Source organism: Calidithermus timidus DSM 17022, assembly GCF_000373205.1.
Taxonomy (GTDB): domain Bacteria; phylum Deinococcota; class Deinococci; order Deinococcales; family Thermaceae; genus Calidithermus; species Calidithermus timidus.
Genome location: NZ_KB890697.1, coordinates 129,696 through 155,932, shown reverse-complemented (window position 1 = coordinate 155,932; position 26,237 = coordinate 129,696). Strand labels below are relative to the sequence as shown.

Genomic DNA, 26,237 nt, shown 5'->3' with positions numbered 1-26,237 from the left:
AGATACGCTGTTGACCAACTCACCGTCCCGTTTCGATGAAGCGCCACCACAGCAGGAAGCCCACGAAGCTAGCCCAGAAGAAATAGGGACCGATGCGCTCGGGCGCTTTGCTGAGGCTGCTACGCAGCCAGCCTCCGGGCTCGAGGCCGCTCACGCCGTAGAGGATCAGCACCGCCAGCAGGCCGTAGGCGGAGTGCAGCCAAGGCGAGCCGCCGGCGAACAAGAAGCGCAGCAGCAAATCTAAGACGAAACCGGCCATGGCCAGGCCCGCCAGCACCTGGAAAAACCGCGACTGCCACGTGGCGGGCTCGCGCACCAGTAAGGGCAGGCTCAGCAGCGCGCTGAGCGCTAGCGTGGGCAGCGCCAGGAGCACCAATAGGTCGCGCAAGATGAAGATGAGTTCCACGGGCCTAATCTACAGCTCAAAGCAAAACGCCGGGGGTGCTCCCTCCCCACTGGCGGGGAGGGGAGGGGTGATCATGAGTCCTCGGCCATCGAGGGTGGGCGGCGAACATTCAGGCGTTCCGAGATGGCCTGGGCCAGGGAGATCAGGTAGGCGTCCTCGAGCAGGTCCCCCACCAGCGAAACCCCCACTGGCTCGCCGGAGTCGCGGTAGCCCGCCGGGAAGTTGAGCACGGGGAAGCCGGAAGTCGAGGTGTAGAGCGAGAGGCTATTGCCGATGGCCATGAGTACCGTTGGTGTATGGCTATGCCGTCCCGACAGGGGATCGCCCCCGGCCCGGCTTTGCGTCATCAGCTCCCGCAAGGTTGCCATACCCACCTTGCGGTTGTGCAGGGTGAGTTCACGGTACTGATCCGCGGTCATGGCCTCGTCCTGGGAGGCCTGCAGCAGGTCTTGGCCGTAGGGAGCGGCCACCGGGTTCTGGGCGTTAAAGACAATCACCTGCTCGAGGCTTCCGATGGGGGCTCGGGTGGCCTCGAGGTAGGCGTTGACCCCCTGGCGCAGGCCGTAGCGTAGCACCGGAAGCATCTCGAGCTTGGTTTGGGGATAGGGCACGGGCACCACTTCCGCTCCCGCTTCGCGCAGGCTCTGGGCCACGCGCTCCATCACGGCTTGGTCGCCCTCGCGCTGCACGTGCTGCACCCAGCCCACCCTTAGCCCCTCAAGCGCCAGCGGGACCGGAGCCCTGGCGAACTCCCCGACCCTGGGATGCAGCGCTCGTTGGGTGAGGGGATCGTTGGGGTCGTGCGCGGCCAGCACATACATCAGCACGGCTAAATCAGCGGCACTTTTGCTCATGGGCCCGGCGGTGTCCTGTGCGTCGGTGATGGGGATGATGCGGTCACGGCTGACCAGACCCAGGGTGGGCTTGAGGGTGAAGAGGCTGTTCTGGGCGGCAGGGTAGATGAGCGAGCCTGAGGTTTCGCTGCCGATCCCGGCCACCGCCAGGTTGGCCGCTACCGCTGAGGCGGTGCCGCTGCTGCTGCCGCCGACGTCGAAGGGGCCGTAGGGGTTGCGGGTATGCCCCCCCAGGGCGCTGAAGCCGTTGACCGAGGTGCTGCTCATGAAATTAGCCCACTCCGAGAGGTTGTTCTTGCCCAAGATCACCGCCCCGGCCTCTAAGAGCCTTTTCGTGACGAAGGCGTCGCGATCGGGGGTAGCCCCACGCAGGGCAGCGGCTCCGGCAGTGGTGTGCATGGGGGCGGCGGTGGCGATGTTGTCCTTGAGGCACAGGGGGATGCCGTGGAGTGGGCCGCGCACGCGGCCCCGCTGGCGCTCGAGGTCGCGCTCGCGGGCCTGCTCGAGCGCCAGGGGATTGAGCTCGAGGTAGGCGCCAAGCCGGTCGTTGTAGCGACGGATGCGCTCCAGGTAGAAGAGGGTGAGCTGTTCGGAACTCACCTCGCCTGCCGCCATCGCAGCCTGAAGCCCTTGGATGCTCGAGGACTGGCTCAGGCGCTCGAGCCGCGCGAGGAGGGTGGGCTCGAGACCGGTCAGAGCCTCCTCGAAGGGCGAGAAGTCCAGGGCCTGGCGCAGAGGATATTCGTGCTGGGCGGTCTGTTCATGGACCTGCCGCGCTACAAAGCTCTCCCAGTCGCGCTTGGGGCTGCTTGGCTTACCCGACTCCGCGGAGGTCGGAGGGGAGGACTGCTGGCTCATGACGCCCCACACTACCAGAACGCGCCGCCTCTAGCCTGTAGACCGAATCATACCGGATTCAAAAAGATAATCACCCAAACCAAAGACCTTCAGAGGCTATCTTTTTGAATCCTAGAGCACTCCCTTCGGTCGGGTCAGTTCGTTCCCGAATGGGAACGAACTGACCGAATCTGGTATCACGACCGTAGGGGCGAAGCTCGGGCTTGCCCCGAGAGCGCGGCTGCAATCGCTTTGACTGCCGGGCACGGCCTCAAGGGATGATTTGGCGTCCTACCAATGGCGTCTTGCGTTTGACGTTTGGCTATCCGCCATCGATCATCGGCAGCCGACGCAAGCACCGATCTACATCTCGAGCAATCCGCTCAGCCCCTCCGGCTTCGCCCATCGCGGCCTTGCCGTCGGCCTGGGCGGCTGCGTAGCGGGTGGGGTTGGAGAGCAGCTCGCGGGCCGCTTGGGCGATGGCCTCGGGGTTGGGTTCTGTCAGGGTCAGGGCTCTTCCCAGCATCCTCTGCTGGGCCCGGGCGAAGGGGAGGGTGTATTGGGGGCCGGCGGTGGGGAATCCTACTAGGGGCACGCCGAAGCCCGCGGCCTGTTCGGCGGCGGTTCCGCTGGTGGAGAGGGCCAGGCGGGCCCCCTCGAGCGCCCGCCGAAAGGCTCCGGTGGTCAGGTGGGCTACGGTGCCATCGGGGTGGATCAGGCGCAGCACCACCCCCTCGGCCTTTGCGGTGGCTTCCTTCCTCCATCCGGGGGTTTGCAGCTTGCTCAGCTCGAGGCCCGCCCAGGCCACCACGGGGGTCAGGCCGGTGGAGCGCAGCAGGCGGCAGGCCTCGAGCATCCTCGGCAGGCTGTAGTAGGCGTCGGGGCGTGAGCCGGGCAGCAGCAGCAGGTAGGGTGGGGAAGGCTCGAGGCTGGCCTCGCCGCTCACCGCGTCGAGCATGGGGTTGCCCAGGTACTCGGCCTGGGCGATGCCGTGGGCGCGTAGCCACCGGGCCCCCTCGGGCTCGCGGGGGTAGACCCGCACGGCGCTTCGCATGAGGAGACGCTCGAGGCCCGTGTACGCCCGGTCTACCCGCCTGTCCCGGCCACCCCAAGCCCGCAGTGAAACCCGCGACTGCATCAAAAAGGTGGGCTTACGGCCAAAGATGCGGGCCACCGCCAGGGCGTAGAGGTCGCCTACGGCCACGATGGCCTCCGACCGGGCGGCCACCTGGCGGGCTGCCTGCCAGTGCCCCAGGCTCATCGCCAGCCAGCCCGCCCGCAGGTCGCGCAGGAAGGCCGTGGGGTCGTCGAGCACGAAGCCTCCGGAGGGCATCTGTCGGCGTGGGCCGTGCACAACGAAACCCGTGCGCTCATAGGCCGTGCCCCGGCCCACCAGCGGCAGCGCCTCGAGGCCGTACCCCAGCGCCTGGAGCTTCTGTCCGATGACCGCGGCGATGATGTCCTCGCCATGGCCGTTGGAGATCAGCAGGATGCGGCCCATAGAGCCTTACCAAGTCTAGCAGCCAGGCGATAAGTGCCCTCCAGCGGATTTACCCTCTTCGGCCAGCTTGGTAAGCTGGCGGTGAGCGATGAGCTTTGTCTGGCCCCTGCTGTTTTGCCTGAGCGTTCTCGGTCCATCGGCCTGGGCCGCCAGGGAGGTGCCGTGGGCTTCGGGGGAGAAGCTGGTCTACCGCTTTAGCTGGGCGGGCCTCGAGGCTGGCGAGCTGCGCCTCATGGCCACCGCCCAGGCCGGGGGCTGGCGCTTCGAGGGAAAGCTGATCCCCAAGGGGCTGGGGGTGCTGCTGGGCTACGGCTACGAGGTGGAGAGCCTGGTGGACGAGGAATTCTACACCCTGCGCTTTTCCAAGACCCTCATCGAGCCTTTCAGGGGCACCACCCGCCTCCTGGCCGAGCGACAGGCCGGCCAGGAGCCGCTGGTGGTAACCATCACCGAGCCCGACGGCCAGAAGCACGGCTACAAAGCCGAGGTGCGCCCAGTGCTCGACGACCTCTCGGTGCTATACTTCTTGCGGCTCAACCCCGAAGTCAGGGTTGTGCAGATGGTGGATTTCAAGGCGATCATCCTGAGCAGGCCCGAGCTTTTGAAGGACAAGGAGGGGTTGTTGGGCTACCGCATCGCCCAGAACGGGGCCACCATCGAAATCTGGCTGCGCAACGATGCCCGCCGCACCCCGGTGTTCCTGGCTTTCGGGCGGGACTGGGGTCGCCTCGAGGCGCGGCTGATAGAATAGCGCCGATAGCTGAGCGAGTAGCCGCTGGCCCATGGCTGTGTTTTAGCTGTGAGCCCTTTCCTCAGCGCTTTTGGAGGCTTGCTTGAAAGGCAATATCACCGTAACCGAAGGAGCCCTGGCCGCGATCGTGGCCCTGGCGGCCCATGAAGTGCCCGGCGTGGTGGGCATGAGCCCCGCCGGAATTCGCGATTCGATCAGCCGCATCCTGGGAAAGACCGAAGCCAGCGAAGGGGTGGTGGTCAAGCCCGATCCCGCCGCTCCCGGCAAATACGTGGCCGACCTTTACGTGGTGGTGGCCTTTGGTTCGCGCATCCCCGCCGTGGTGGACAACATCGGTGAGCGGGTTCACTGGGCAGCCAAGAGCCTCGCCGGCACCGAGCTCTCGGCGGTGCGGGTTCACGTGGTGGGGGTGAGCCGTGGCTGAGAGCCTGACCCCGGGCGCCGTAGCCGAGGCCTTCCGCTACGCTACCGACTGGTTCGCCATCTACGTCGAGGAAACCAACGCCCTCAACGTCTACCCTGTCCCCGACGGCGACACCGGCACCAACATGCACCTCACGCTGCAATCGGTGCGGCGGGAGCTGGACTTGGCCGATACCTCCCGCATGAGCGAGGTGGCGCGGGCCATCAGCTACGGTTCGCTGCTGGGAGCGCGTGGCAACTCCGGGGTGATCACCTCGCAGATCCTCAAGGGCTTTGCCGAGGCCATCAAGAACGAGCCCACCCTGACGCCTCCCTTGCTGGTGCGGGCCCTCGAGCAGGGCCAGCAGGCCGGTTACAAGGCCGTGATGAAGCCGGTAGAGGGCACCATCCTCACCGTCATTCGCGGTTTGGCCGAAGGGGCTAGAGCGCTGGGGAAGGGGGCCAGCAGCATCGAGGAGGTGCTCGAGGCCGCCCTGAGCGCCGGGCGCCGGGCGCTGGAGGGCACGCCTGAGCTGCTGCCGGTGCTCAAGCAGGCCGGGGTGGTCGATGCCGGAGGCGCGGGCCTGATCCGCCTGGTTGAGGGTTTGCAGGGCTACGTGCTGGGCCTGCCCTTGCCCGAGCCCCCCAAAATCGAGAAGTACGCCCAGACCGCCTTCGAGCAGGAGGACTTCGGCTACTGCACCGAGTTCCTCATGGAAGGCGTGGTCGAGCCGGTGGAGAAGATACGCGAGATGGTCTCGTCCTACGGCGACTCGCTCTTGGTGGTAGGGGCCGAGGGTTACGTCAAGGGTCACATTCACACCAACGACCCCGACGGCCTGCTGGCCCTGGTGGCCCGCTATGGCAAGATGGTGCGCACCAAGGTCGAGGACATGTCCCAGCAGCACACCGAAATCCTGAGCATGGCCGGGGCCGCCGACGAGGCTCCGCCGCCCACGGGGCTTGTGGTGGTGGCTACGGGCTGGGGCTTGGTCAAGGCTTTCCGCGGCTTCGGGGCCCGGGTGGTGGCGGGTGGTCAGACTGCCAACCCCAGCGTGCAGGACATCCTCGAGGCCATCAAGAGCTTGCCCAATCCCAACGTCATCGTGTTGCCCAACAACTCCAACGTGATCATGAGCGCCAACCAGGCCGCCGAGCTGGCTAGGGCCCAGGGTAAGAACGCGGTGGTGGTGCCCACCCGCACCCTGGGCGCGGGACTGGCGGCTGCGGTGGTCTATCAGGCCGAGGCTGAGCTCACCGAACTGATCCCCGAAATGGAGGAGGCCGCTGCCCGCGCGGTGACCCTCGAGGTCACCCGTGCCAGCCGCGACGCGAGCTTAGAGGGCCTCGACGTCAAGGAGGGCAAGCCCATCGGTCTGAAGAACGACAAGCTCGTCGTGGTGGCCGACACCCCTGAGGAAGCTCTGATCAACTTGGTGCGCTTGAGCGTCGCCGAGAACGAATACGAGATCATGACCCTTTTTCACGGGGCCGCGGTGGAGCGGGAGAAGCTCGATGAATTGCTCTCTTTCCTGAAGGCTCAGTTCGAGGACCTCAGCATCGAGGTGCTGCCGGGTAGCCCCGACCTCTACGACTACCTGGCTGCGATTGAGTAGGCGTTGTCATAAGGGAGGGCTTTAGGATTCAAAAAGATAGCTCTTTTTGAATCCGGTATCAATAGGCTCCGTTTTTGCTGAGCACTGCTAGGGTTGTTCGGGCGAGAATGTACAGGTCGAGCCACACCGACCAGTTGCGCACATAATAGGTGTCCAGCGCTACCCGCTGAGCATAGGAGGTGTTGTTGCGCCCGGAGACCTGCCACATGCCCGAAAGCCCGGGCCGTACCTTCAGGTACAGGCTCAGCTCTTGGTTGTAGCGGCCGACCTCCTCTTGCACGATGGGGCGAGGTCCCACGAGGCTCATCTCGCCCTTGAGTACGTTCCAGAGCTGGGGGAGTTCGTCGAGGCTGGTGCGCCGCAGGAAGCGGCCCACTCGAGTGACCCGGGGGTCGTTTTTGAGCTTGTGGTTTTGCTCCCACTCCTCTCGCAGCTCCGGATGCTGTGCCAGGTATTGCTCGAGTACCCGGTCGGCGTCGGGAACCATCGAGCGGAATTTCCAGGCCCTGAACATCCGGCCCCCCTGGCCGATACGGGGGTGGCCGTAGAAGACGGGACCCTTGGTCTCGAGGCGGATCAGCAGCGCGATCACCGCGGTGAGCAAGGCCAGCGGCAGGGCTGCCAGTACGACCAGGCCAAGGTCCATCAGCCGCTTGAGGAGGCGGGGCCCGGGCAGCAGGAGCTGTTGGCGCAGCTCGAGGGCGAGCATCCCGCCGAGATCGCGGGGTGAGATCCACAGGCTGCTGAGTCCCAGCAGGTCGGGGATGAGCAGGAGGTGCGGAAAGACCCGTTCCTGCTGCTCCAGAAGCTTCAGCAACTCCCCTCGGGTTACCCCTGGCATCGCCACCACCGCGTAGCGCACTCCTAACTGCCGGGCGACCGCGGGGGCCAGGTCCATTCCTCCTGCAACCGGCACCCCCGCGCAGGCCGTGCCATGACGGCTCGTGTCGTCGTCGAGCATGGCGATGGGTTTGAAGCCCAGACCGGGCTGGGCCTGGAGCGCTCGAACCACCTGGCACTGTGTGGCCCCCGCCCCGAATATCACCACGGCCTCGCCCCACCAGGGTTTGGCGGCGAATAGATGCCGAACCAGTGCCCGCCCCAGCGGCACCAGCAGCAAGCTCAACAGCCAGACCACCAGGAACACCGAGCGCGAGTAGAGCTCGCCCCCCTTGAGCAAAAAGGTGGCGGCGCCGAACACCAGGAAAAGACCGCTCGAGGTGTACGACAGCAGCCGCAACTCCTCGACCGGGGTGAGTCCAACCCGGTAAAGCCCCACCAGGCCGTAGATCGCTGCGAACACTATCAAGCCTGGCCACAGCCCCGTGTAGAGCTCTAGGGGGAGGCTGCCGGGTAGGAGCCAGCGTACCCAGATGGTTGCGATCGAGGCCAACCCCAGCATCAAGAGATCGGAAAAGAGCAGGGTTGCCGAGGTGAGCCAGGGTAAGCAGGGGTTATGCAACAGGCGCACCGAGGCATTTACTGGGCGACGTAGCATCGTTACTCAGGGTAACGGCCGTCGCTTTTGGAAGCTACGAATTTTGACCATTCCCGCTCCACCAGATCCTTGAACTGCTGCCGGAACCGCTCCGCCCCAAACCGTTCGACCGCTTGGCGCACGGCGCTGGGGTTCCAAGTCTGCTGCTCGAAGCGCTCGACGGCCTCGAGGATGGCTCGAGGCGTCTGTTCGGGGAAGAAAACGCCGCTAACCCCCTCTTGTACTGTCTCGAGCGCTCCCCCTTTGCCGTAGGCGATCACGGGCGTGCCGCAGGCCTGGGCCTCCACCGGGATGATCCCGAAGTCCTCCTCCGCTGCGAACACGAAGGCTTTCGCCCGCTGCATGTGCTCCTTGAGGGAAGAGAAGGGCTGGTAGCCCATCATCCGGACGTTGGGGGCCGCTTTCGCCTTGACCTTCTCGAAGTCGGGGCCGTCCCCGATGACCACCAGCTTGCGCTCGGGCATCTGACTGAAGGCCTCGACGATGAGGTCCATCCGCTTGTAAGGAACCATCCTCGAGGCCGCCAGGTAGAAGTCCTCCTTGGGCTCGTGCAGCGTGAAAGATTCCACGTCCACAGGGGGGTAGATCACTTCAGCCTCGCGGCGGTATGCCTTGCGGATGCGCCGGGCGATGTAGTGGGAATTGGCGATGAATACGTCGACCCCGGCCGCCGTGCGTTGATCCCATAACCGCATGTAGTGCAGGAGAGCACGGGCCAGTGCGCCTTTTATCCCCCGTTCCAACCCGGCTTCACGCAGGTATTGCGGCTGTAGGTCCCAGGCGTAGCGGATAGGGGTGTGAACGTAGCTCAGGTGCAGCTGGTCCGGCCCGGTGAGTACCCCTTTAGCCACCGCGTGGGAGCTCGAGATCACCACGTCGTACCCCCGCAGGTCGAACTGCTCGACGGCGAGGGGCATCAGGGGCAGATAGCTCCGGTAGGCGGCGCGAGCCCTCGGGAGCCTTTGGATGAAGGAGGTCTGTACGGGTCTGTCCTGTATGAAGCCACGTTGTCCTTGAGGAAGGAAGTCTACCAGGCTGAAGAGGTCTGCCTGGGGGAAGCACAGCAGAATCTGCTCGAGCACCCGCTCGGAGCCGGCATAGGTGACCAGCCAGTCATGGACGACGGCAACCCGCACGAGCGCAGTCTACCGCTCTCCCGCGGCCGCTTCGAGCACCCGCCGGACCGCCTCAGCCGTCTTCTCCCACGAGAAGAGCCGGGCTCGCTCGAGGCCCCTCTCCCTCAGGACGGCCCGCAGGGCCGTGTCCTCAACCAATTCCTGCAGACGTACAGCCATTTGCTCAGTGTCGAGGGGGTCAACTGTGACAGCTGCGTCCCCCACTACCTCGGGCAGGGAAGTCGTGTTGGACGTGAGCACGGGTGTGCCTGACGCCATGGCCTCGAGGGGGGGCAGGCCGAACCCCTCGTACAGTGAGGGGAACACCAAGGCCGTGGCTCCCCGGTAATACGCCGGAAGCTCTTCCTCCGGGATGGGGCCCGCGAAGACAACCCCGCCCGTGATACCTGAACTGCGGGCCAAATTATGGGTTTCAGCGTCAGGAGGGCCGCTCAGGACGAGGCGCACGTCCCGGGCAAGCCCCGACATTGCAAAGGCCTGGAAGAGCCGCCCCAGGTTCTTGTGGGGCTTGCGGTTGCCTACGTACAGCAGGTAAGGGTAGCCCGGCCGGTGGCGCGGGCCCTCAGGGCTATAGGCCGCGCTCACCCCGTTGCCCACCACCGTGACCCGGTGCTCGGGTAGCTGCGCCCACTCGAGGATCTCCCGCCGGGAATACTCCGACACCGTGAGCACTTGATAGGCCCGGTGGGCTGCCGGACGAACCACCGCTTTGTAATAAAGCTGCTTGGCCAGCGAGGCCTCTTGAGGAACGCGCAGGTGGATGAGGTCGTGAATCGTGAAAACGAAAGGGCGCAGGCTGGCTAGAGGGGGGTTGAAGCCTGGGCTGAAGTAGACCTGGGGCCGTCGGCGATAGAGCTGTAGGGAGAGCCAGAGGGGCTCGAGGGGGTGTAGCAGCGGCGGGCCTTTGTCGAGCAGCTCCCCCCCTACACGGCTTAGCACCTCTTGTGCGAAGCGACCGATCCCGTGTGGACCGATCCAGCGGGCATCGCTTAGTATTGATCCTATTGATCCCACCAGCCTTCCCACCGCCCTAGAGCAACTGTGCTGTGGTAGTAAGCTTTACGCCAATGCCCCTTGAATATGGACAGGGTCGCCCCCCCTAGAGGACGCAGGCAATGGTAGGCCACGTCCCATAGCGGATAGCGATGTTTGCGAAGGACGTGCCCCATTCCACGGCCATAACTACGCGCACGGTGTAGCGTGCTTGCGCCATACGAAGGCGTGGGTTGAGGATGGTAGACTTGCAGAGTAGGCTCAAACCAAAGCCTAAAGCCCGAGTCGATAGCGCGAATCAAGTAATCGGTTTCCTCGCCTGATCCCCAGCGTGTTCCCGCTCCCGCACCCAGGCTTTCATCAAAAAGGCCAACTTTACGAACTACATTGCGCCTGAGAAAAATGGTGAACGAAATCCCCCTTCGCCAAACATTGCGGCGGTTGAGTAGTCCAGGTGTGGTGTCCCAACGTCCGGCAGATATGCAACCGGTTTCGTCTATCGAACGCCCTGTAATACCATCCCAATCAGGATTGGCAGATAGAAAGCCTGCTACTTGTTTTAGTAGGCCAGGAGAGTACCAGCAGTCATCGTCTGGAAAAGCCACCACGTCCCCGGTGGCGTGAGCCAAGCCAATATTCCGCGATCGGGATAAGCCGGGGGCTGAACGTAGGTGTGTGATCGGTAGCATTGCCTTGAATGGGGTGATGAGTTTTTCTAAGAAATCATTGGGGTTTTGGTCAACTAAAAGCAACTCGAGGTCTTGCCATTCTTGGAGACTTAAACTTTCCAGGAAGCGAGCAACCTCTGTAGAGCGATTGATGGTGGCAAGAATCAGCGTGAATTTCACCTGTAGCGCTCCAATAAAGCACGGTATGTCTTAGAAATCTGCCCTGCCCACTTATCAACAGACCATACCTGCTCAATGTACCGAGATGCTTCCTCCCCAAGAGACCTCCGCATCTCGTAGCTCTTCAATTGGAGCACAGACTCGGCTAAGGCACGAGGTTCTGCTGCAGGGAACAGCAATCCGGTTTGGTTATGGGTGATGATTTCCAACAATCCGCCGATGGCTGATGCTACAACTGGTTTTCCCAATGCCATTGCTTCTAAAGCGGCGACTGATGATGCTTCTACCACTCCGTGGGAAGGCACTGAGGGAATTAAGACAATATCCATAGCACCCATTAAACCGAGAACTCTATTCCGCGGCTGCGTGCCCAACAGATGGACACGCCCATGTAGGCCATACTTTTCAATCGCGCGCTTTACTTTTGAATGCATTGGTCCATCACCGGTAATCCAGAGATGGAAATCAATAGGTAGTAGGCTCATTGCTTCAATGGCAACAAGGGGACCGTTCTTTTCAACTAGACGTCGTGGCAAGAGCAAATTCAGCCCACCCGGATTGATGGTTTTGACTTGAGATAGGAATTGGGGGGCAGTTTCAGCAGATTGCCGTCGAATGTCTTGGTAATCTACCGCATTAGGGATAACTAAAATTTTATTATGATCTATCCCAAAATCTTTGTTGATAATCTCGGCTTGCCCACTATCGACGGCTAAGATGGCGTTGTGGCCTTGGTAAACTAGCATCTCGAGTTCTCTTACGTAGCGACTCAGTTCTTCATCGCCTAGATCCATGAGAATTTCACGCGAAAGCGGGCTATGTGCTGTATACAGAAGGGGGTGCTGCTTGGAGAAAGCAAGCGATGCATAACCCGCGATGGGGTCATGGCTATGTATAATAGCCGGAGAATCCGCAGCTAATCGCTGCTTTATTTGGGATCTAAGCTTATTGATGCGATACTTGGCATTGGCTATGCGCGCTCTAGATACCTGTGCTCTAGATTTGAGCAATAAAAGCCCTCGGACTAGAGGGGTTGTAGGAGGATTGTACCAGTAATTGAAAGTAAATTCCCTTGACAAAGCGCTTATCAGAGTGTCGATATGGCTGCTCACTCCACCGACCGGACTGCGATCACGGGGTATGAGGATTTGTGACTTCACAGTTGTACGTTAGCGACTTCTAGACAAAATGCCTAGGGCCATCAACAAGCCCACATGAGTCACCAGTCCAGCCCAGGCAGCTCCAAGCCACCCGTGTCCTGGAATCCACCATATGTTTAGTGTGGCGTTAAGGAATAACGCACCGCCTTGGATTAAAGCACGCGTCTTTTGGAAGCCTGCGCCTGTAAGGGCGTCGGCGAAAGGCCAATAGAGTCCTTGCAAAAGGGGAATCCAGGCGATCCAACGGAGGGCGTCAGCTGACTGCCGGAAGCTTTCACCAAGAAAATGAGGTAGTAGCGGTGAGATGAGATATAGCGCTGTTGCTACTACAAGCCCGTAGGCTGCAGTAAACGGCAGTATCCTCAGCGCTAGCGCTCGAGAGTGCCTCAAACCCAGGCCACCAGCTTGAAAAAAGTAGGGATACATCGCTGCTAGCAGTGCGTTCAGAGGTAGGTAAGCTACATTAATGAGGCGGTATGGAGCTGAGTATATGCCAGCAGCCTCGGCTGAGGCTAGGCGGGCAAGTATGGCTTTGTCTAATTCTGTATAAGCACTCTGAGCGGCTACTCCTACAGAGAATTGCAATCCTAGGGCTATACGCTTACGCACGCCGCTGAGTGAGGCGACTGGGAGACCCCAGGTACGAAACGCCCAGAATTGGGATAAAAACCCGATAAGTAAGCTATTTGTTAGAAAGAGGAGAGCCCAATTCTGAGCTGAAGCACCTATACTGTGCAGCAGCAGCACAAAGATCAGCGATATCAGCCCATTGAGGATTTCTAATGCGGCGTTGCGTCCTAGTAATCCGTAGGCTACGTTAATGCCTTGCACAAGTACCCAAGCCCTTGAGGCTATGAGTTGAGCCACTCCAATAGCGCCGACGGTAGTCCAAGTCGCTTGTGGTAAAAGGATAAGCTTAAGCAGCAGCATAATGGCCAGAACGACAGGGCCTGCTATTGCCGACGTCAACAGGCTATTACCCAATGCCTGCCTGGCGGGCATGCCTGCTACGGTGTCGCGTATGAGCAAACTATATCCGCCCAGCTCGGCAAAAGGCGACAGGAGGGTTCCTAGGGCTAAGCAGGCGGAGAAGATGCCGAATTCCTCGGGGCCTAGTAACTGGGCTAGTAGCACGAAAGTTGGTAGCTGAAAAGCGAGCTTAGCTGTGTAGCCTAGCAGCATCCAAGCCGTATTGCGCGTTATCGGGCGATGTAGCCAGTTCTTCAACATGAAATCAGCCTGGTTATACAATGGCAGTCATTTGCCATCCCCGAAATTTGACCCATACAACATAGCTTAATGATACTTACGTAACGCCGGATCATGTTCACGACGGATCAAACGAGTTAAAGGAGGGTTGTAGGGGGCTGCTTTAGCATAGTGGAATCTTATAACTTGTTCATTTGCCCTTGCGAGCACCTGTACCTCTTGCTAGCATCACCCTTGGTATTGAGGCACAACCTCAAGACCAAAGTTGGCAAATCGGCAATAGGCCCTCTAGCTGCACTACTTGAAGATCCCGCGCCAATACCCAATACATCCCTTGGCCGGGGAAAGGAAAGGAACACCATGCGCAACGCTAAAGGCTTCACCCTGATCGAGCTCCTGATCGTCATCGCCATCATCGCCATCCTGGCCGCCGTGCTCATCCCCAACGTGCTCAACGCCCGCAAGCGCGCCAACGACCAGGCCGCTGCTGCCTATGCCCGCCAGGTCGCCACCTGGCTCGCCGCGGCCGACACCGCCGGTACGCCGATCAGCAGCATCACCAGCTGTACCGCTACCCAGCTGCAGAGCGAGGGCGCTCCCAATAGCTGGCCCAAGGCTGTGAGTAACTGCACCATTTCTTACAGCTCCACTGATGGCCGCAGCACCGTTACCGTGACCTCGGTCAACGGCACTGTTGTAAGTGCGGTGTACTAACGGGCCCTAGCATCGGCGAGGGCCGGGCTTGGGCCCGGCCCTCGCCGCAAAAAGGGGGCTTGAATGCACAAGGCAAGGGGTTTCACGCTCGTCGAACTCCTCATCGTCATCGCCATTATTGCCCTCTTGGCCGCCGTGCTCACCCCAAATGTGTTGACTGCCCGCAAGCGTGCACTGGACATGGCTAGCCAGATGTACCTGAAGCAGGTGGTACAGTGGATTGCTTCGGCTGACACCGCTGGTGGCGATGTGAGTGCGCTAAACGGCAGCGACTGCAGGAGTGTCATTCTGCAAGATGAGGGGGCCCCGGCGGAATACCCCAGGGCTGTGAGAAGCTGTGTGATCGTCCGTGACTCTGCAGATAATAAATACACCATCACGGTGAACTCACAAGCCAGCGGGGTGTTTAGTGCGGTTTACTGGCTGCGCTGAGGTATCGGACCTTTTCAGGCGACCCTAGCTAAAATGGGGTCGCCTAAGGTTTTTGGAGAAAGATGCTTAAACGAGACTATCAATTCCCCCAGATCTGGCTAGCCGTTGTTCTAGGACTCATATGGAGTTTCCCGTTTTTCGTTAACTATTTCGCTCCTAAGCCCTCGGTATCAACCCTCGAGGTTGCGAGCGGGATAACCCAGTTCACTTATTCTGGGGTGGTCGCCAGCGAGTTGGTATGGCTTTTTCCACGGGTAATGTTGCTGGTGGTGATCGGGGTGTTCGGGATTTTGCAAGCTCGCGGCCTGCAATCCTACCGAAACCCCTTCAGCTACCTGTTGCTGTCTTACCTCTTGCTCGTGGGGATCGCTAGCGTAAATGCCCGCGACGACGATTTATCCGCGATTCTCCTAGGGGCGGAGGGCCGGATGGACGGTCTGCTTTACCAAATTGGTCTGGTTCTGACGTCGCTTTTCGTCTACCGGGTGTTGCGTGAAAACCGCCAAGCCTGGCCGCTGCTGCTGTCTGGCTTAGTGGTCGTGGGTGTGATTGAAGCAGTCGTGGTGGTGTTGCAGCGACTGGCCCTGGACCCCGTGGGGCCGCTGGCTCGAGGCTTCATGTACGAGGCTCCGGTGGGCACCATCGGCCACCCCGGGATGGTGGCGGGGTTCATGGTCGTCGTCTTGATTGGCGGGATGGGCTTGTTCCTGCGGGCGAGCGGGACGGCTCAGAGGGTGTTCTTGGCGCTGGCGCTGCTAGCGGTTGCTCTGGGGTTGGGCATTACCACCAACAAGGCCTCGGTCTATGCCCTGATCGCTGTGCTGGTGCTGTGGAACCTGCTCCGGCGCGAGCGCTGGCTATTAGGGCTTTCCGTGGTCCTACTCGCCATGGTTCTCGGTGCGCAGAGCCTCGTGCCCAACCGCCTCGACTTTAATCGTAGTCTGACCGACCCCACCACCGGGAAGACCCGCCTGGTTATCTGGGAACTGGCCTTGAAGGCGGCGACCCACTTGCCGCTGAGCCCCCTGATTGGGAGCGGCCCGGACGGGTTCCGCCTGGCCCTGCTGCGCCACATCCCGCCGGAGGAGCTCATGCGGGAGTACCGCCTCGAGTACGGTTGGCCCCCCGAGGCGACGATCCGGGAGATCCAGACGCTCTACCAGCCGGGCGACCCTATCCGCTCGAAGGCGTTTTTGGTTTTCCTCGACAACTACAAGAGCGACACGGGCAAGCAGGGTCTGATCTACAAGGTCTACCTCGACAAGGCCCACAACCTCCTGCTCGACCGGCTCATCTCCTACGGGCTCTTTGCCGTGCTGATCACGGTGATGCTCTACCTGTGGCCGGTTTGGCGGCTGATCCGTAGGGCCAACGTGTTCGAGCAGTCCATCCCCGTCGCGCTGCTGGCGGTGTTTCTGTACTACTTGTTCTGGTTCCCGGTGGTGCAGGTCGAGCCCATCCACATGGTCTTCGTGGCCATGGCTTGGGCTCTGCTCGATAAGAAGGGTGAAGCTGGGCTAGTCCGCGTGTAAGGCGGCCTCGAGGTCGCTGCCCCCCAAAGCCTTCCAGGCTTGGGCCATGTCCTCGGGGATGGGGGCCCGCAACTCCAGCAGTTTGCCCGTCCTCGGGTGGGGAAGCCGCAATTCGTAGGCGTGGAGGGCGTGGCGGGCGATGTGGGGGCTGGGCTTGCCGTAGACCTCGTCGCCCAGGATGGGGGCGTGGAGGTGCTTGAGGTGGACGCGGATCTGGTGGGTGCGGCCGGTGTGGGGGCGGGCGTCCACGAGGGCGAAGACCCCGGCGGTTCGCAGCACCACAAAGTCGGTCTCGGCGTAACGGGCGGCGATGCCGCCCACGCTCATGCGGGTGCGGTCTACGGGGTGGCGGCCGATGGGGGCGATGAGCACGCCCTCTTTGGGGATGCCCACGGTGATGGCGACATAGCGCTTGAACACGCTGCGGCCCCGGAAGGCCTCGGCCAGGCGACGGTGGGCGGCTTCGTGGCGGGCCACCACGATGACGCCGCTGGTGTCCTTGTCGAGGCGGTGGACGATGCCAGGGCGCACGAACTCGGGTTTCTCGCCCTCGGCGGCTTGCAGGCCATAGCGGCCCAGGATGGCATTGACCAGGGTGCCCGAGACCACGCCGGGGGCCGGGTGGGTGATCATCCCGGCGGGCTTGTTGACCACGACGAGGTCGGCGTCTTCGTAAAGCACCTCGAGCTCGACCTCTTCCGGCTCGACGGTGGTGGGTTCGGGGGGAGGGGGCTCGAGTTCGACCGTTTCGCCCTTGAGCTTGTAGCCCGCTTTGGTAATGGGTCTGCCGCCTACCCGTACCAGCCCGGCGGCGATCCACTCCTGGGCTTTGGCCCGGCTGGTCTGGGCTTCCTGGGCCACAGCTTGGTCGAGACGTACCCCTTGGGCACTGAAACGCAGCACGGGGGTATTGTGGAACGCCGGAGGCGGGACGTCAAACGCAAAACTCCTCAGCCCCGATGCCCCTCACGCCGGGCGGCTTTGGGGACGGTTGGGCACCACCAGCAGCGGCTTGGGAGCGTGGTTGGCGACTTTCTGGGCTACCGAGCCGATCAGCAAGCGGCCCAACCAGCCGCGTCCGTGGGTGCCCATCACGACCCAGTCGTAGTCCTGGGCCATGTCTACGATGGCCTCGGCCACGTCGTCGCGGCGGAGGAGCTGGGTGTGGGCCTCGAGGCCTATGGCTTGGGCCCGCTTCATCAGGGCCTCGAGGCCGTGGTCGTAGCTCTGGCGCAGGACTTCGGCCTGCTCGGGGGGCACCTCGGGCGGGACGAAGGCGGGTGGCATGGGGATGAGGGTGCTGGGGTTTTGCAGCACGCTGAGGAAGGTGACCCTGGCGCCGAAGCGCTGGGCCAGCTTGAGCCCGTGCTGCACGGCCTGCTGGCTGGGCTCGCTGGTGTCGGTGGGCAGCAGGAGCGACCTGGGGGGGATCGGGGCGTCCTGGCGAGCTTGGCGCACCAGGAGCACTGGAATAGGGCTGTGCTGCAAGACCTCCTGGGTCACCAGGCCCATGGGCCAGCGCTCGCCCCCGCCCGGGCTCATCAGGATGAGGTCGTGGGAGCGGGCGGCCGCGAGGATACTGGGCACGGGGTAACCCGGCACGCCCTCCAGAGCCGCCTCGACCCCGGCTTCGGCGGCCATTTTCTGGGCCTGGTTCAGCACCTGCTCGGTGGCTTTCTGGCGCTCGAGGTCGGGAGGGAAGACCAGGCTGCCGAGGGCGGTGGGGATGAGGCTGAGTTGGGGTAGGGCGTAGAGGAAGGTCACTTCGCTGCCCAAAAAGTGGGCGAGCTCGAGGCCATAGCCCAGGGCCTTCTGGCTAGCAGGGCTGCCGTCGGTGGGCATGAGGATGCGTGAGTACATGAGCCGCCTCCTTTCACCTTCTCAACCTCAGCTTAGCGTTTTGTCTGTGGCGATAGGGCACATGGCCTGCAACCCCAAAGCTGTCCGAATGCCCATCCCCGGTTTCGTTATAAACGTAATACGCTGAACAAGATATGATGGATGTTGTGGAAAGCGATCTGACCCTGCGGCCCAAGCGGCTGGAGGATTACGTTGGGCAGGCCAAGCTCAAGCAGAAGCTGAGGGTCTACCTCGAGGCCGCCAGGAGCCGGGGGGAAGCCCTCGACCACATGCTCTTGTTCGGCCCGCCGGGGTTGGGTAAGACCACCCTGGCCCACGTCATCGCCTACGAGCTGGGGGTGAACATCCGTGTGACCAGCGGCCCGGCCATCGAGAAACCCGGCGACCTCGCGGCCATCCTGACCAACAGCCTCGAGGAGGGCGATATCCTCTTCATCGACGAGATTCACCGCCTCTCGCGCTCTGCCGAGGAGCACCTCTACCCGGCGATGGAGGACTTCAAGATCGACATCGTCATCGGGCAGGGCCCGGCGGCCCGCACCCTGCGCCTGGATTTGCCGCGCTTTACCCTCATCGGGGCCACCACCCGCCAGGGGATGATCTCCGGGCCCTTGCGCAGCCGTTTCGGGATCATCGAACACCTCGAGTTCTACACCGAAGCCGAGCTGGCCGAGGGGGTCAGCCGCGACGCCCGCCTGCTGGGCCTGGAGCTTGCCCCCGAGGCCGCGTTGGAGATCGGGCATCGCAGCCGGGGGACCATGCGCATCGCCAAGCGTCTCTTCCGCCGGGTACGCGACTTTGCCGAGGTGAGTGGGGAGCGTAGCATCGGCCTCGAGCGCACGAAAGCCGCCCTGGACGCGCTGGGCCTGGACCCTCTGGGCCTGGATTCCCGCGACCGCTTCATCCTGAGTACCCTCATCGAGCGCTTCGCCGGTGGGCCGGTGGGCCTGGAGACCCTGGCCACGGCCATCTCCGAAGATGCCCAGACGCTCGAGGAGGTGCACGAGCCCTTCTTGATCCAGCTAGGCCTCCTCAAGCGCACCTTCCGGGGTCGCGTGGCCACCGAGCGGGCTTACAAGCACCTGGGCTACCCCCTGCCCGAACAGCGCTTGTTCGAGTAGGGAAAGGCGCCTGGCGTTCTGCGTACGACGTAGGACCCTCCTGTTCAGCTTCGCTCGTGGCAAAGCGCCTTGCCGTGTAGCATGAGTGAGGTGTGATTCGGGCGCGGATTGGCGAAATCGAACTCAGCGACCTGTTGCGCTCCCTCGAGGCCAACCGGGCCAACGCGGTGGTCACGGTGCGCTGTGAGGAGGTGGTGGGCCGGGTGCACCTGCGGGAGGGGCAGTTACTGTACGCCTCCACCGATCCGGGGCCGCACCTGGGGGAATACCTGGTGCGCCTGGAGCTTCTGACCCTCGAGCAAACCCAGGAACTGGTGTTGCGCCAGGGGCGGGAAAACCCCGGCACTCCTTTGGGGCAGCTCGCCCTGCGGCTGGGCTGGCTCGAGCCCGCGGATTTGCGCGAGGCGCTGAATGCCCAGGTGATGGAAGCCCTGGCGACGCTGTTGGCCCAGCGCACGGGGGATATCCTCGCCGAGGCCGTCAGCGACAATGCCTCACAGGTACTTCTGCCCGAGATGCTCGACACCAGCGCCGTGCTCTTCGAGGCGGCCCGTCGGTTGGACGAATGGCGGCGGGGTAAGGTGCAGCCTGAGGCGGTGCTGCGCGTCGTCAGCGACCCCACCCGCCACGCCCTCTCCGCCGAAGCCTGGAGCGTGCTCGAGTTGGTGGACGGGCTCAAGCGGGCCCGCTCCATCGCGCTGGAATCCGATTTGCCGGAGACCCAGGTCTACCACCTGCTCTACGAACTGCAAAGCCGGGGTCTGCTGAGCGAGGCCGCGGTGCGTCCTGCCGACCCGCTGATCCTGGTGGTGGCCGAGTCGTCGCTGGTGCGTCGTCTGCTGCTGGTGACCCTCGAGCGCTCGCGCTACCGGGTGGTCATGCCCCACGACCCCGACTCCGCCCGGCGCATGCTCGAGCACCACAAGCCCCAGGGGGTGATTCTCCAGGTACACGACCTAGCCGAGCGCGTCCGGCAACTGCGCGCTTCCCCCGATGGCCGCTTCGTGCCCATCTGGGCGGTGTCTGAAGAGCCCCCCAGGGGTCTGTGGGTGCGCAGCGCCCGGATAGGACACATTCCCAAACCCTTCAGCGAGGAGGATTTGCTCGAGGCCCTCTCCAGCATCAAGCGCAAGGTGTGATACCAGATTCGGTTAGTTCGTCACCGAATGGTGACGAACTAACCCGACCGAAGGGAGTGCTCTAGGATTCAAAAAGATAGCCCTTGGGTTTTTGGTTTTGAAGAGTATCTTTTTGAATCCGGTATGATACCAGATTCGGTCAGTTCGTTCCCGAGTGGGAACGCCGCCCCGCTTTGGCGGGGCGGCCGACCGCCAGGGAGGGGTGTGCTCTAGGATGCAAAAAGATAGCCTCTGAAGGTCTTTGCTTTGGGTGATTATCTTTTTGAATCCGGTATGACCTGGGTAGGAGGGCTCATCGCTCCCCCGGCTCCTCGGCGCGCATGAGCTCGAGGAAGGCTGCCACCACCTCCGGGTCGAAGTGGCTTCCGCTCTGCTCGCGGATGTACTCCAGGGCCTTCTCTCTCGGCCAGGCTCCGCGGTAGGGTCGCTCGGAGGTGAGCGCGTCGTAGACGTCGGCCACCGCGAAGATGCGCGCTTCCAGGGGAATGGCCTCGCCCTTCAAGCCCCGCGGGTAGCCCGAGCCGTCCCAGCGCTCGTGGTGGGCGTAGGGGATGGCCAGGGCCTTGCGCAGGAAGGGAACGCCGGAGAGCCACTGGTAGGCGAGGGTGGGGTGCTTGCGCATGAGCGCCCACTCCTCCGCGTTGAGCGGCCCCGGCTTGAGCAGTACCGCGTCGGGGACGCCCAGCTTGCCCACGTCGTGCAGGATGGCCCCGCGCCGCAAGTGCTCGAGATCCTCCTCCGGCAAGCCCATCTGCCTTGCCAGCTTCAGCGTCAGTTCGGTGACGCGCTGGGTGTGACCGGCGGTTTCTTGGTCGCGCAGCTCCATCGCTTGGGCCCAGCCCAGAAGGGTGAGGTCGTAGGCCAACTCCAGCTCCTGCTTGGCTCGCTGCAAACCCTCGAAGAGGCGGCTGTTCTCGATGGCGATGCTCCCTTGCGTGGTCAGCGCCTCCAGAAACTCCTCTTCCTCGCTCGAGAGGTCCCAGGGACGGCGGGTGAAGGCCACCAGCACCCCCAAAAGCTCCCCCTTGGACAGCAGGGGCAAGGCCCGCATGGCCACGAAGCCCTCGCGCAGCATGAACTCGGGAGCGAAGCCGGGGTCGTGGGTGAGGTCGTCCACCGCTACCGGCTGCCGTTCCAAAGCAGCGCGGCCGGTATGCCCCTGGCCCAGCGGGATGCTAAGGCGGCGCATCTCCGAAGGAGGGGTGCGGAAACCGCGGGCCTTGATGAGCTCGAGCGTGTGGCCTTCCTTGCGGTACAGCAGCAGCGAGGCTGCATCCAGGGGCAGGCGCATGAGCTGCTCACAGAAGACCTCTAGGGCCAGGTGCAGGTCCAAGCTGGCGCTGATGGCCTGGTCGATGGCGCGTAGGGCCTCGAGCTGGCCCACGCGGGTTTCGAGCTTGCGTCGCAGCGAGGCCCGGCGCACCGCGTTGCCGATGACCTCGCCGATGAGCTCCAGGCGCTTGAGCTCGTGTGCGGTGAGCTCGCGAGGGTGGGCCACGGCCAGGGTGAGCGCCCCCACGCGCCAGCTTCCCGCCCGCAGGGGCAGCACCACGCCGCCCCAGCCTGGGGGTACCAGGTGGCGGATGGCCGGGCGCAGCCGGGGGTCGGTGGCGAACTCGCGGCTGACGTAGGGCACCCCCTGCAGCAGTGCCCGGCCGGTGAGGCTACCCTCTTGGGCGACGGGTGGGGTGGGGATGGGGGCCAGCCAGCCCCGGCTGGCTACCTCCTCGAGGGAATGACTCTCGGGGTCGTAGAGCAGCAGGCTGCCCACGGAGGTGTTTAGAAGGGCTAGGGTCTCGTCCAGGGCGGCCTCGAGCATCTGCTTGAGCTCGTCGGAGCGGCGCAGGGCCTCGGCGAGGCGGGCCACGGCCTCGAGGTCGAGCTGGTGCTCCTGGGCCTCGGTGATGTCAAAACCCACCCCCAAGACCGCCGGGCGGCCCCCGAAGTCTAGGCTGGATGCCGAATAGTCTAGCCAGCGCGTCTCGCCGCTCTTGCTTTGGATGCGGAAGCGGTAGCGGCGCTCTACCGCCTCGCCCCTCAGCCGGGCCTGACCACGCGTTCGGACACTCTCTCGGTCGAGGGGATGTACGAAGTCCCACAAGGGGCGACTTTTGAGCTCCTCCAACGAGTAGCCCGTGACCCGCTCGGCCTCGAGGTTGGCGAAGACCAGGCGGTCGTCCTGCCACAAGAGGATGAGGGCGGGGGCGGTCTCGGAGAGGGTGCGGAAGAGGGCTTCCTGCTCGGCCAGGGCCCGCTGGGCTTCAATCTCGGCGGTGGCATCGTAGGCGTAGCCGGTGAGGAACTCGCCCTCCGGGTCGGCGACCAGGTGCTCCTGGATCCAGACCCACTCCCCGCTCTTGCCGTGGCGGTAGCGATAGCGCAGCACCCGCACCTCGCCGGGGGCATGGGCGTCTTTGGGCAGGCTGGCCAGGTCCTCGGGGTGGATGTTGTCCCACCACAAGGAGGGGTCCTCGAGCAGGGCCTCGGGGGGGTGACCCAGGACGGTGTGGGCTTGGGGGCTGACGTAGACCGGGCGGCCGGGCTGTCCCGGCAGGGGCACCATCTGGAACACCACCCCCGAAAGGGTTTCCACGATGGCCTTGAAGCGGCTGCGCTCGTGCTCGAGCGAGAGCCGCAGCCGGTCCTCCTCGGTCATATCGCGCACGTTGAGCACGATGCCCCGCACCGCGGGGTCGTGCAGCAGGTTGCGACCCCAGATGCGCGCGTGGCGCACCCCTCCGGAGGCGTCCAAGATGCGCAGGCGGTACTCCCGCGTCTGGCCGGGGTGGTGCACGAGGTCCTCCAGGGAGGCTTTGGCGTAAGGGAGGTCTTCGGGGTGGGTGAACTCGAGCACGCTCATTCGCTCGCGTAAATAGCCCTCGGGGTCGTAGCCCAGTACCTGCCGCACGTTGGGGCTGACGTAGAGCATGGTGCCGTTTTCGTCCACCAGGTAGATGAGGTCGGAGGTGTTCTCCACCAGGGCCCGGAAGCGCTCCTCCAGCCGGGCGTGTTCACTGATGTCCACCAGGCTGCCCTCGAGGTAGCGCACCTGGCCCTGGCTATCCCGCACCACCCGAGCGTACCCCTCCGCCCAGATGACCTTTCCGTCCTTGCGCCGCAGGCGGAGGCGGTGGGTTCCGGACAAGCTGGAAGGATCGAGGTCCCTCAGCAGCGCCTTGCGCTCTTCACTTTCGAAGTACAGTGCTTGCGCACTCAGGCCCAAAAGCTCCTCTCGGCTGTAGCCCAGCATGGCGCACAGGGCGGCATTGGCCTCGAGGATGCGCCCGTCCGGGCTCGAGCGGTAGAGCCCCACCGGCATGGCCTCGAAGAGATCCCACTGGTGTTTGCGCTCAAGGGCTTTTTTCACCAAGACCCGCAGGCGGGGAAGCCCTGTGGGCTCTGCGATCACGTAGTCGTCCAGCTCTTGCTGCATGGCCTCGAGCGCGACTTGCTCCAAGTCGGGGGAAATGAGCAAGAGGACCGGAACCGCGGGAAAACGCTCCTTCACCCGGCGCAGTACCTCGAGGCCGCTGCCAAAAGCCAGATTGCACTGGGTGATCGCCAGCTCAAAAGCGCCCGCCCTCAGCGCCTGCTCCAGCGCCTCCGGGTTCTCGGCATGGAGCAACCCGACCTCCAGCCCCTCGAGGCTCTGCCGGACGAACGAAAGGCTGGCTTCGTCGTCTGCGACGACGAGGATGCGCGCCATACTTGGACATTCTACTGGCTGGGATTGGAGGGGGGGTCGTATGGCCCACACCGGCTAAAGCCAGATGTCCTATGAGCCGATCCTCGACCGAGCGCTCCCCCGTCCCCCGTACAATGGGGCGATGTTCCAAAGGGCCATCCGCCTTCCTTTTCGGCTGCTGGGCATCCCGATTTCGCTGGACCTGAGCTTTCTCATCGTGCTGCCTTTTTTCGCCTTCTTGATCGGGAGCCAGCTTCCTGAGTACCTGCGCCTGTTGGGGCTCGAGCCCCAGCCCGCTTTGACCGAGGGGCTCGTGCCCTATCTACTGGGCCTGCTCGCGGCGCTGAGCCTGTTCGCCAGCGTGCTGATTCACGAGCTGGGTCACGCCCTCGCGGCGAGGGGCTACGGGGTGCAGACCCGCGAGATCACCCTCTGGCTGCTGGGCGGGGTCGCGCAGCTCGAGCGCATCCCCCGGGCCCGCGGCGCCGAGGCCGTCATCGCCATCGTGGGCCCGCTGGTGAGTCTGGGCCTGGCCGGACTTTTCACCCTGCTGCGCAACCTACTGCCGGCGGAAGGGGGCCTGGCCTTTGTGTTGGGCTACCTGGGCGTGGTGAACCTGAGCCTGGCCCTGTTCAACCTCCTCCCGGCCCTGCCGCTGGACGGGGGGAGGGTGTTGCGCGGCGTGCTCGCGCTCTACCGCCCTTACCTCGTCGCCACCCGCACCGCTGCCGCCGTCAGCCGCTTCCTGGCTTTCGGCTTGGGCCTGCTGGGCTTGCTGGTGGGCAACCTCTTCATGGCCTTGGTCGCGCTGTTCGTCTACATGGCCGCCAGCGCCGAGGCCGAGCAGGCGGTGTTCAGCCAGGCCCTGGAGGGGCTGCGGGTGCGCGATTTGATGACCCGAAGCGTCAGCACGGTCGTTCCCACGCTAAGCGTGGCCGGGCTGCTGGAGAAGATGATCTCCGAGCGCCACGTGGGCTACCCGGTGGTGGCCGATGGACGGCTGCTGGGCATGGTCAGCCTGGAGGACTTGCAGGGGGCTTCTCCGGATGCGCCGGTGAGTGAGCGAATGCGCCCACCCCAGACGATTGGCGAATACGCGGGGGCGCTCGAGGCCCTGCAGCGCATGGCCGAGCAGGGCTTTGCCCGCATGGTGGTGATCGACCAGGCCGGAAACCTGGTGGGTATCCTCAGCAAGACCGATCTGCTGAGGGTATTGCAGTTGCGCGCGGCCCAAATGAGCATGACAGACCCGCGTGAATAGCCTTCCGTAGTGGGCTACCTGAACCGGTTGGCCTCGAGGCCCTCGTGCACCAGCAGCCGCAGCTTGATGCCCTCGGCGCCCATGAAGCCGCCCAGCCGCCCGTCGGCGTGGATGACCCGCTGAGCGGGAACCACCAGGAAGAAGGGACAGGCCCGCATTCCGGCCCCTACCGCCCTGGGTGAGAGGGCCAGCTCGCGCCCCAGGGCCGCGTAGCTGGTGGTGTTGCCGAAGGGGATGTGCCGCACGCGTTCGTAGAGGGCGATGCGTTCGGGGGAGAGGCCGCGGTAGTCGAGGGGCATGTCGAGGAATGTCTCGCCTTCGCCCCCGAAGTAGCGCCCGACTTCGGCGGCCAGGCGCTCGAGCAGCGCATTGCTGCGCTCAGGAAAGCCCTCCGCCAGCACCAGCAGCCGCACCGAAGTCAGGCCCCGCTCGCTGGCTTCGGCGTAGAGCGGGCCGAGTGGGGTGGGGATGAGCCGGGAGAACATCGCCCCCCAGCTTATCGCGCTCTCCGGCTTCCCTCGAGCGGCTTTGGCATTGCCAGCGAACGCCCCAAGACGCGGGCGCCTAAGCCATCGTAAGCTTCTTTTTTGTCTATCGGGCCAGAACGCCTTCGAGCATGAGCTCGAGGAACTTCATCATCTCGTCTTTGAGGCGGCGGTTGGGGGTATAGGCCGCCCAGCGCAGCGCGGCCAGCAGGTAGACGTCGGCGATGGAGCGGGCGATGCGCTCTAAGGACTGGTCCTTGCGCAACTGACCCGACTCCAGCAGCGGTTTGAGGATCTCGCCCACCAGCGCCCCCAGAGGTAGCGCCTCAAAGGCGGCTCGAGCCCGCGCGGGATCGGGGTTGAGCAGCTCGTAGGCCAACGGCGAGAGCAGCTCGCGCTCGTTCTCGCTGGTTTCGGCCAACCTCTCCCACAGGCGGCGCAGCACGTCCAGGGGCGGATCACCGTTGGCGAGCTCGTCGCGGGCCTTCAGGCGCAGCTCTTCCAGCAAGGCCGCGCCGTAGTCGAGCAGCACCGCTTCCTTGTACGGGTAGTAGTTGAAGAAGGTGCCCCTCGAGACGTGCGCGGCCTTGGCAATCTCGGAAGCGCTGGTTTGGTGGAAACCGCGTTCGCGGAAGAGATTGACCGCCGTACGGTAGATTCGCTCGCGGCGGCGAAGTTTTTGCCGTTCGCGCAGGCTTGGCATGGTATACATTGTACTCAGGTTCGTTCGGTCAGGCTACTTACTTTTTGTTGGGCTGAGTCGGAGGTGAGGTTCAACGCTGAACGCCGATGGCCGG

The 26,237-nt window shown here is 63.6% G+C and carries 23 protein-coding genes; 9 read left to right on the top strand and 14 right to left on the bottom strand.

Annotated features, from left to right (window positions below; all coding sequences use genetic code 11):
* Positions 1-19: 19 nt before the first annotated feature.
* The 3 genes from B047_RS0109805 to B047_RS0109795 form a co-directional block, all read right to left on the bottom strand.
* Positions 20-406, bottom strand: a complete 387-nt coding sequence (locus tag B047_RS0109805) for a hypothetical protein (RefSeq protein WP_018466784.1) — start codon at positions 404-406, stop codon at positions 20-22.
* Between the two features lie 71 nt (positions 407-477).
* Positions 478-2,118, bottom strand: a complete 1,641-nt coding sequence (locus B047_RS0109800; protein ID WP_157205878.1) for an amidase family protein — start codon at positions 2,116-2,118, stop codon at positions 478-480.
* Between the two features lie 301 nt (positions 2,119-2,419).
* Positions 2,420-3,598, bottom strand: a complete 1,179-nt coding sequence (locus B047_RS0109795; RefSeq protein WP_018466782.1) for a lipid-A-disaccharide synthase-related protein — start codon at positions 3,596-3,598, stop codon at positions 2,420-2,422.
* A gap of 88 nt (positions 3,599-3,686) precedes the next feature.
* Between B047_RS0109795 and B047_RS0109790 the strand changes: the two genes are divergently transcribed.
* The 3 genes from B047_RS0109790 to B047_RS0109780 all read left to right on the top strand — a co-directional run bounded on the left by B047_RS0109790 (position 3,687) and on the right by B047_RS0109780 (position 6,367).
* Positions 3,687-4,349: a DUF3108 domain-containing protein gene (locus B047_RS0109790; protein ID WP_018466781.1), complete on the top strand. Its 663-nt coding sequence runs from the start codon at positions 3,687-3,689 to the stop codon at positions 4,347-4,349.
* Between the two features lie 82 nt (positions 4,350-4,431).
* Positions 4,432-4,773: an Asp23/Gls24 family envelope stress response protein gene (locus tag B047_RS0109785; RefSeq protein ID WP_018466780.1), complete on the top strand. Its 342-nt coding sequence runs from the start codon at positions 4,432-4,434 to the stop codon at positions 4,771-4,773.
* On the top strand, positions 4,766-6,367 hold the full coding sequence (locus B047_RS0109780) for a DAK2 domain-containing protein (RefSeq protein WP_018466779.1): 1,602 nt from the start codon (positions 4,766-4,768) through the stop codon (positions 6,365-6,367). Before B047_RS0109785 ends, B047_RS0109780 begins: the two co-directional genes overlap by 8 nt.
* A gap of 58 nt (positions 6,368-6,425) precedes the next feature.
* Here B047_RS0109780 and wbaP read toward each other — a convergent pair whose 3' ends face one another.
* From wbaP to B047_RS18705, 6 genes are read right to left on the bottom strand one after another with little or no spacing between them, the layout of a single operon-like run.
* Complete coding sequence (wbaP, locus tag B047_RS0109775; RefSeq protein WP_026234782.1) at positions 6,426-7,865, bottom strand: undecaprenyl-phosphate galactose phosphotransferase WbaP; 1,440 nt, start codon at positions 7,863-7,865, stop codon at positions 6,426-6,428.
* Between the two features lie 2 nt (positions 7,866-7,867).
* Positions 7,868-9,001, bottom strand: a complete 1,134-nt coding sequence (locus B047_RS0109770) for a glycosyltransferase family 4 protein (RefSeq protein WP_018466777.1) — start codon at positions 8,999-9,001, stop codon at positions 7,868-7,870.
* Between the two features lie 9 nt (positions 9,002-9,010).
* Complete coding sequence (locus tag B047_RS0109765; RefSeq protein WP_026234781.1) at positions 9,011-10,015, bottom strand: glycosyltransferase; 1,005 nt, start codon at positions 10,013-10,015, stop codon at positions 9,011-9,013.
* Positions 10,003-10,842, bottom strand: coding sequence for a glycosyltransferase family 2 protein (locus B047_RS17635; RefSeq protein WP_211209146.1), 840 nt, complete (start codon positions 10,840-10,842; stop codon positions 10,003-10,005). The genes B047_RS0109765 and B047_RS17635 overlap by 13 nt, the downstream gene beginning before the upstream one ends.
* Entirely contained in the window at positions 10,839-12,002 is a 1,164-nt protein-coding gene (locus B047_RS17630; RefSeq protein WP_084784983.1) for a glycosyltransferase family 4 protein, read from the bottom strand. The genes B047_RS17635 and B047_RS17630 overlap by 4 nt, the downstream gene beginning before the upstream one ends.
* A gap of 9 nt (positions 12,003-12,011) precedes the next feature.
* Positions 12,012-13,232, bottom strand: a complete 1,221-nt coding sequence (locus B047_RS18705) for an oligosaccharide flippase family protein (protein WP_084784982.1) — start codon at positions 13,230-13,232, stop codon at positions 12,012-12,014.
* Between the two features lie 339 nt (positions 13,233-13,571).
* Between B047_RS18705 and B047_RS0109760 the strand changes: the two genes are divergently transcribed.
* The 3 genes from B047_RS0109760 (at position 13,572) to B047_RS0109750 (ending at position 15,889) form a co-directional block, all read left to right on the top strand.
* Positions 13,572-13,925 carry a prepilin-type N-terminal cleavage/methylation domain-containing protein gene (locus B047_RS0109760; protein WP_018466775.1) on the top strand — a complete coding sequence of 118 codons (354 nt, stop codon included), beginning with the start codon at positions 13,572-13,574 and terminating at the stop codon, positions 13,923-13,925.
* A 63-nt stretch (positions 13,926-13,988) separates the two neighbouring features.
* Entirely contained in the window at positions 13,989-14,357 is a 369-nt protein-coding gene (locus tag B047_RS0109755; RefSeq protein ID WP_018466774.1) for a type II secretion system protein, read from the top strand.
* A 257-nt stretch (positions 14,358-14,614) separates the two neighbouring features.
* Positions 14,615-15,889 carry an O-antigen ligase family protein gene (locus tag B047_RS0109750; RefSeq protein WP_018466773.1) on the top strand — a complete coding sequence of 425 codons (1,275 nt, stop codon included), beginning with the start codon at positions 14,615-14,617 and terminating at the stop codon, positions 15,887-15,889.
* Here the strand turns inward: B047_RS0109750 and B047_RS0109745 are convergent.
* A complete protein-coding gene (locus tag B047_RS0109745; protein ID WP_018466772.1) occupies positions 15,875-16,792 on the bottom strand; it encodes an RluA family pseudouridine synthase in 918 nt (305 codons plus the stop codon). The two genes, B047_RS0109750 and B047_RS0109745, sit on opposite strands and share 15 nt — an antisense overlap.
* 63 nt (positions 16,793-16,855) lie before the next feature.
* Positions 16,856-17,749, bottom strand: coding sequence for a universal stress protein (locus B047_RS0109740; protein ID WP_018466771.1), 894 nt, complete (start codon positions 17,747-17,749; stop codon positions 16,856-16,858).
* Between the two features lie 134 nt (positions 17,750-17,883).
* Between B047_RS0109740 and ruvB the strand changes: the two genes are divergently transcribed.
* Positions 17,884-18,870 (top strand): Holliday junction branch migration DNA helicase RuvB, encoded by a 987-nt coding sequence (gene ruvB / locus B047_RS0109735; protein WP_026234780.1) that lies wholly within the window; start codon positions 17,884-17,886, stop codon positions 18,868-18,870.
* Between the two features lie 92 nt (positions 18,871-18,962).
* Positions 18,963-20,009, top strand: a complete 1,047-nt coding sequence (locus tag B047_RS0109730; protein ID WP_018466769.1) for a DUF4388 domain-containing protein — start codon at positions 18,963-18,965, stop codon at positions 20,007-20,009.
* Positions 20,010-20,301: 292 nt separating this feature from the next.
* Here the strand turns inward: B047_RS0109730 and B047_RS0109725 are convergent, their stop codons facing one another.
* Positions 20,302-23,715 (bottom strand): PAS domain S-box protein, encoded by a 3,414-nt coding sequence (locus tag B047_RS0109725; RefSeq protein WP_018466768.1) that lies wholly within the window; start codon positions 23,713-23,715, stop codon positions 20,302-20,304.
* Between the two features lie 121 nt (positions 23,716-23,836).
* Between B047_RS0109725 and B047_RS0109720 the strand changes: the two genes are divergently transcribed.
* Positions 23,837-24,955 (top strand): site-2 protease family protein, encoded by a 1,119-nt coding sequence (locus B047_RS0109720; RefSeq protein ID WP_018466767.1) that lies wholly within the window; start codon positions 23,837-23,839, stop codon positions 24,953-24,955.
* Positions 24,956-24,969: 14 nt separating this feature from the next.
* Here the strand turns inward: B047_RS0109720 and B047_RS0109715 are convergent, their stop codons facing one another.
* Positions 24,970-25,440 carry a methylated-DNA--[protein]-cysteine S-methyltransferase gene (locus tag B047_RS0109715; protein ID WP_018466766.1) on the bottom strand — a complete coding sequence of 157 codons (471 nt, stop codon included), beginning with the start codon at positions 25,438-25,440 and terminating at the stop codon, positions 24,970-24,972.
* A gap of 106 nt (positions 25,441-25,546) precedes the next feature.
* Complete coding sequence (locus tag B047_RS0109710; protein ID WP_018466765.1) at positions 25,547-26,143, bottom strand: TetR/AcrR family transcriptional regulator; 597 nt, start codon at positions 26,141-26,143, stop codon at positions 25,547-25,549.
* Between the last annotated feature and the right edge of the window lie 94 nt (positions 26,144-26,237).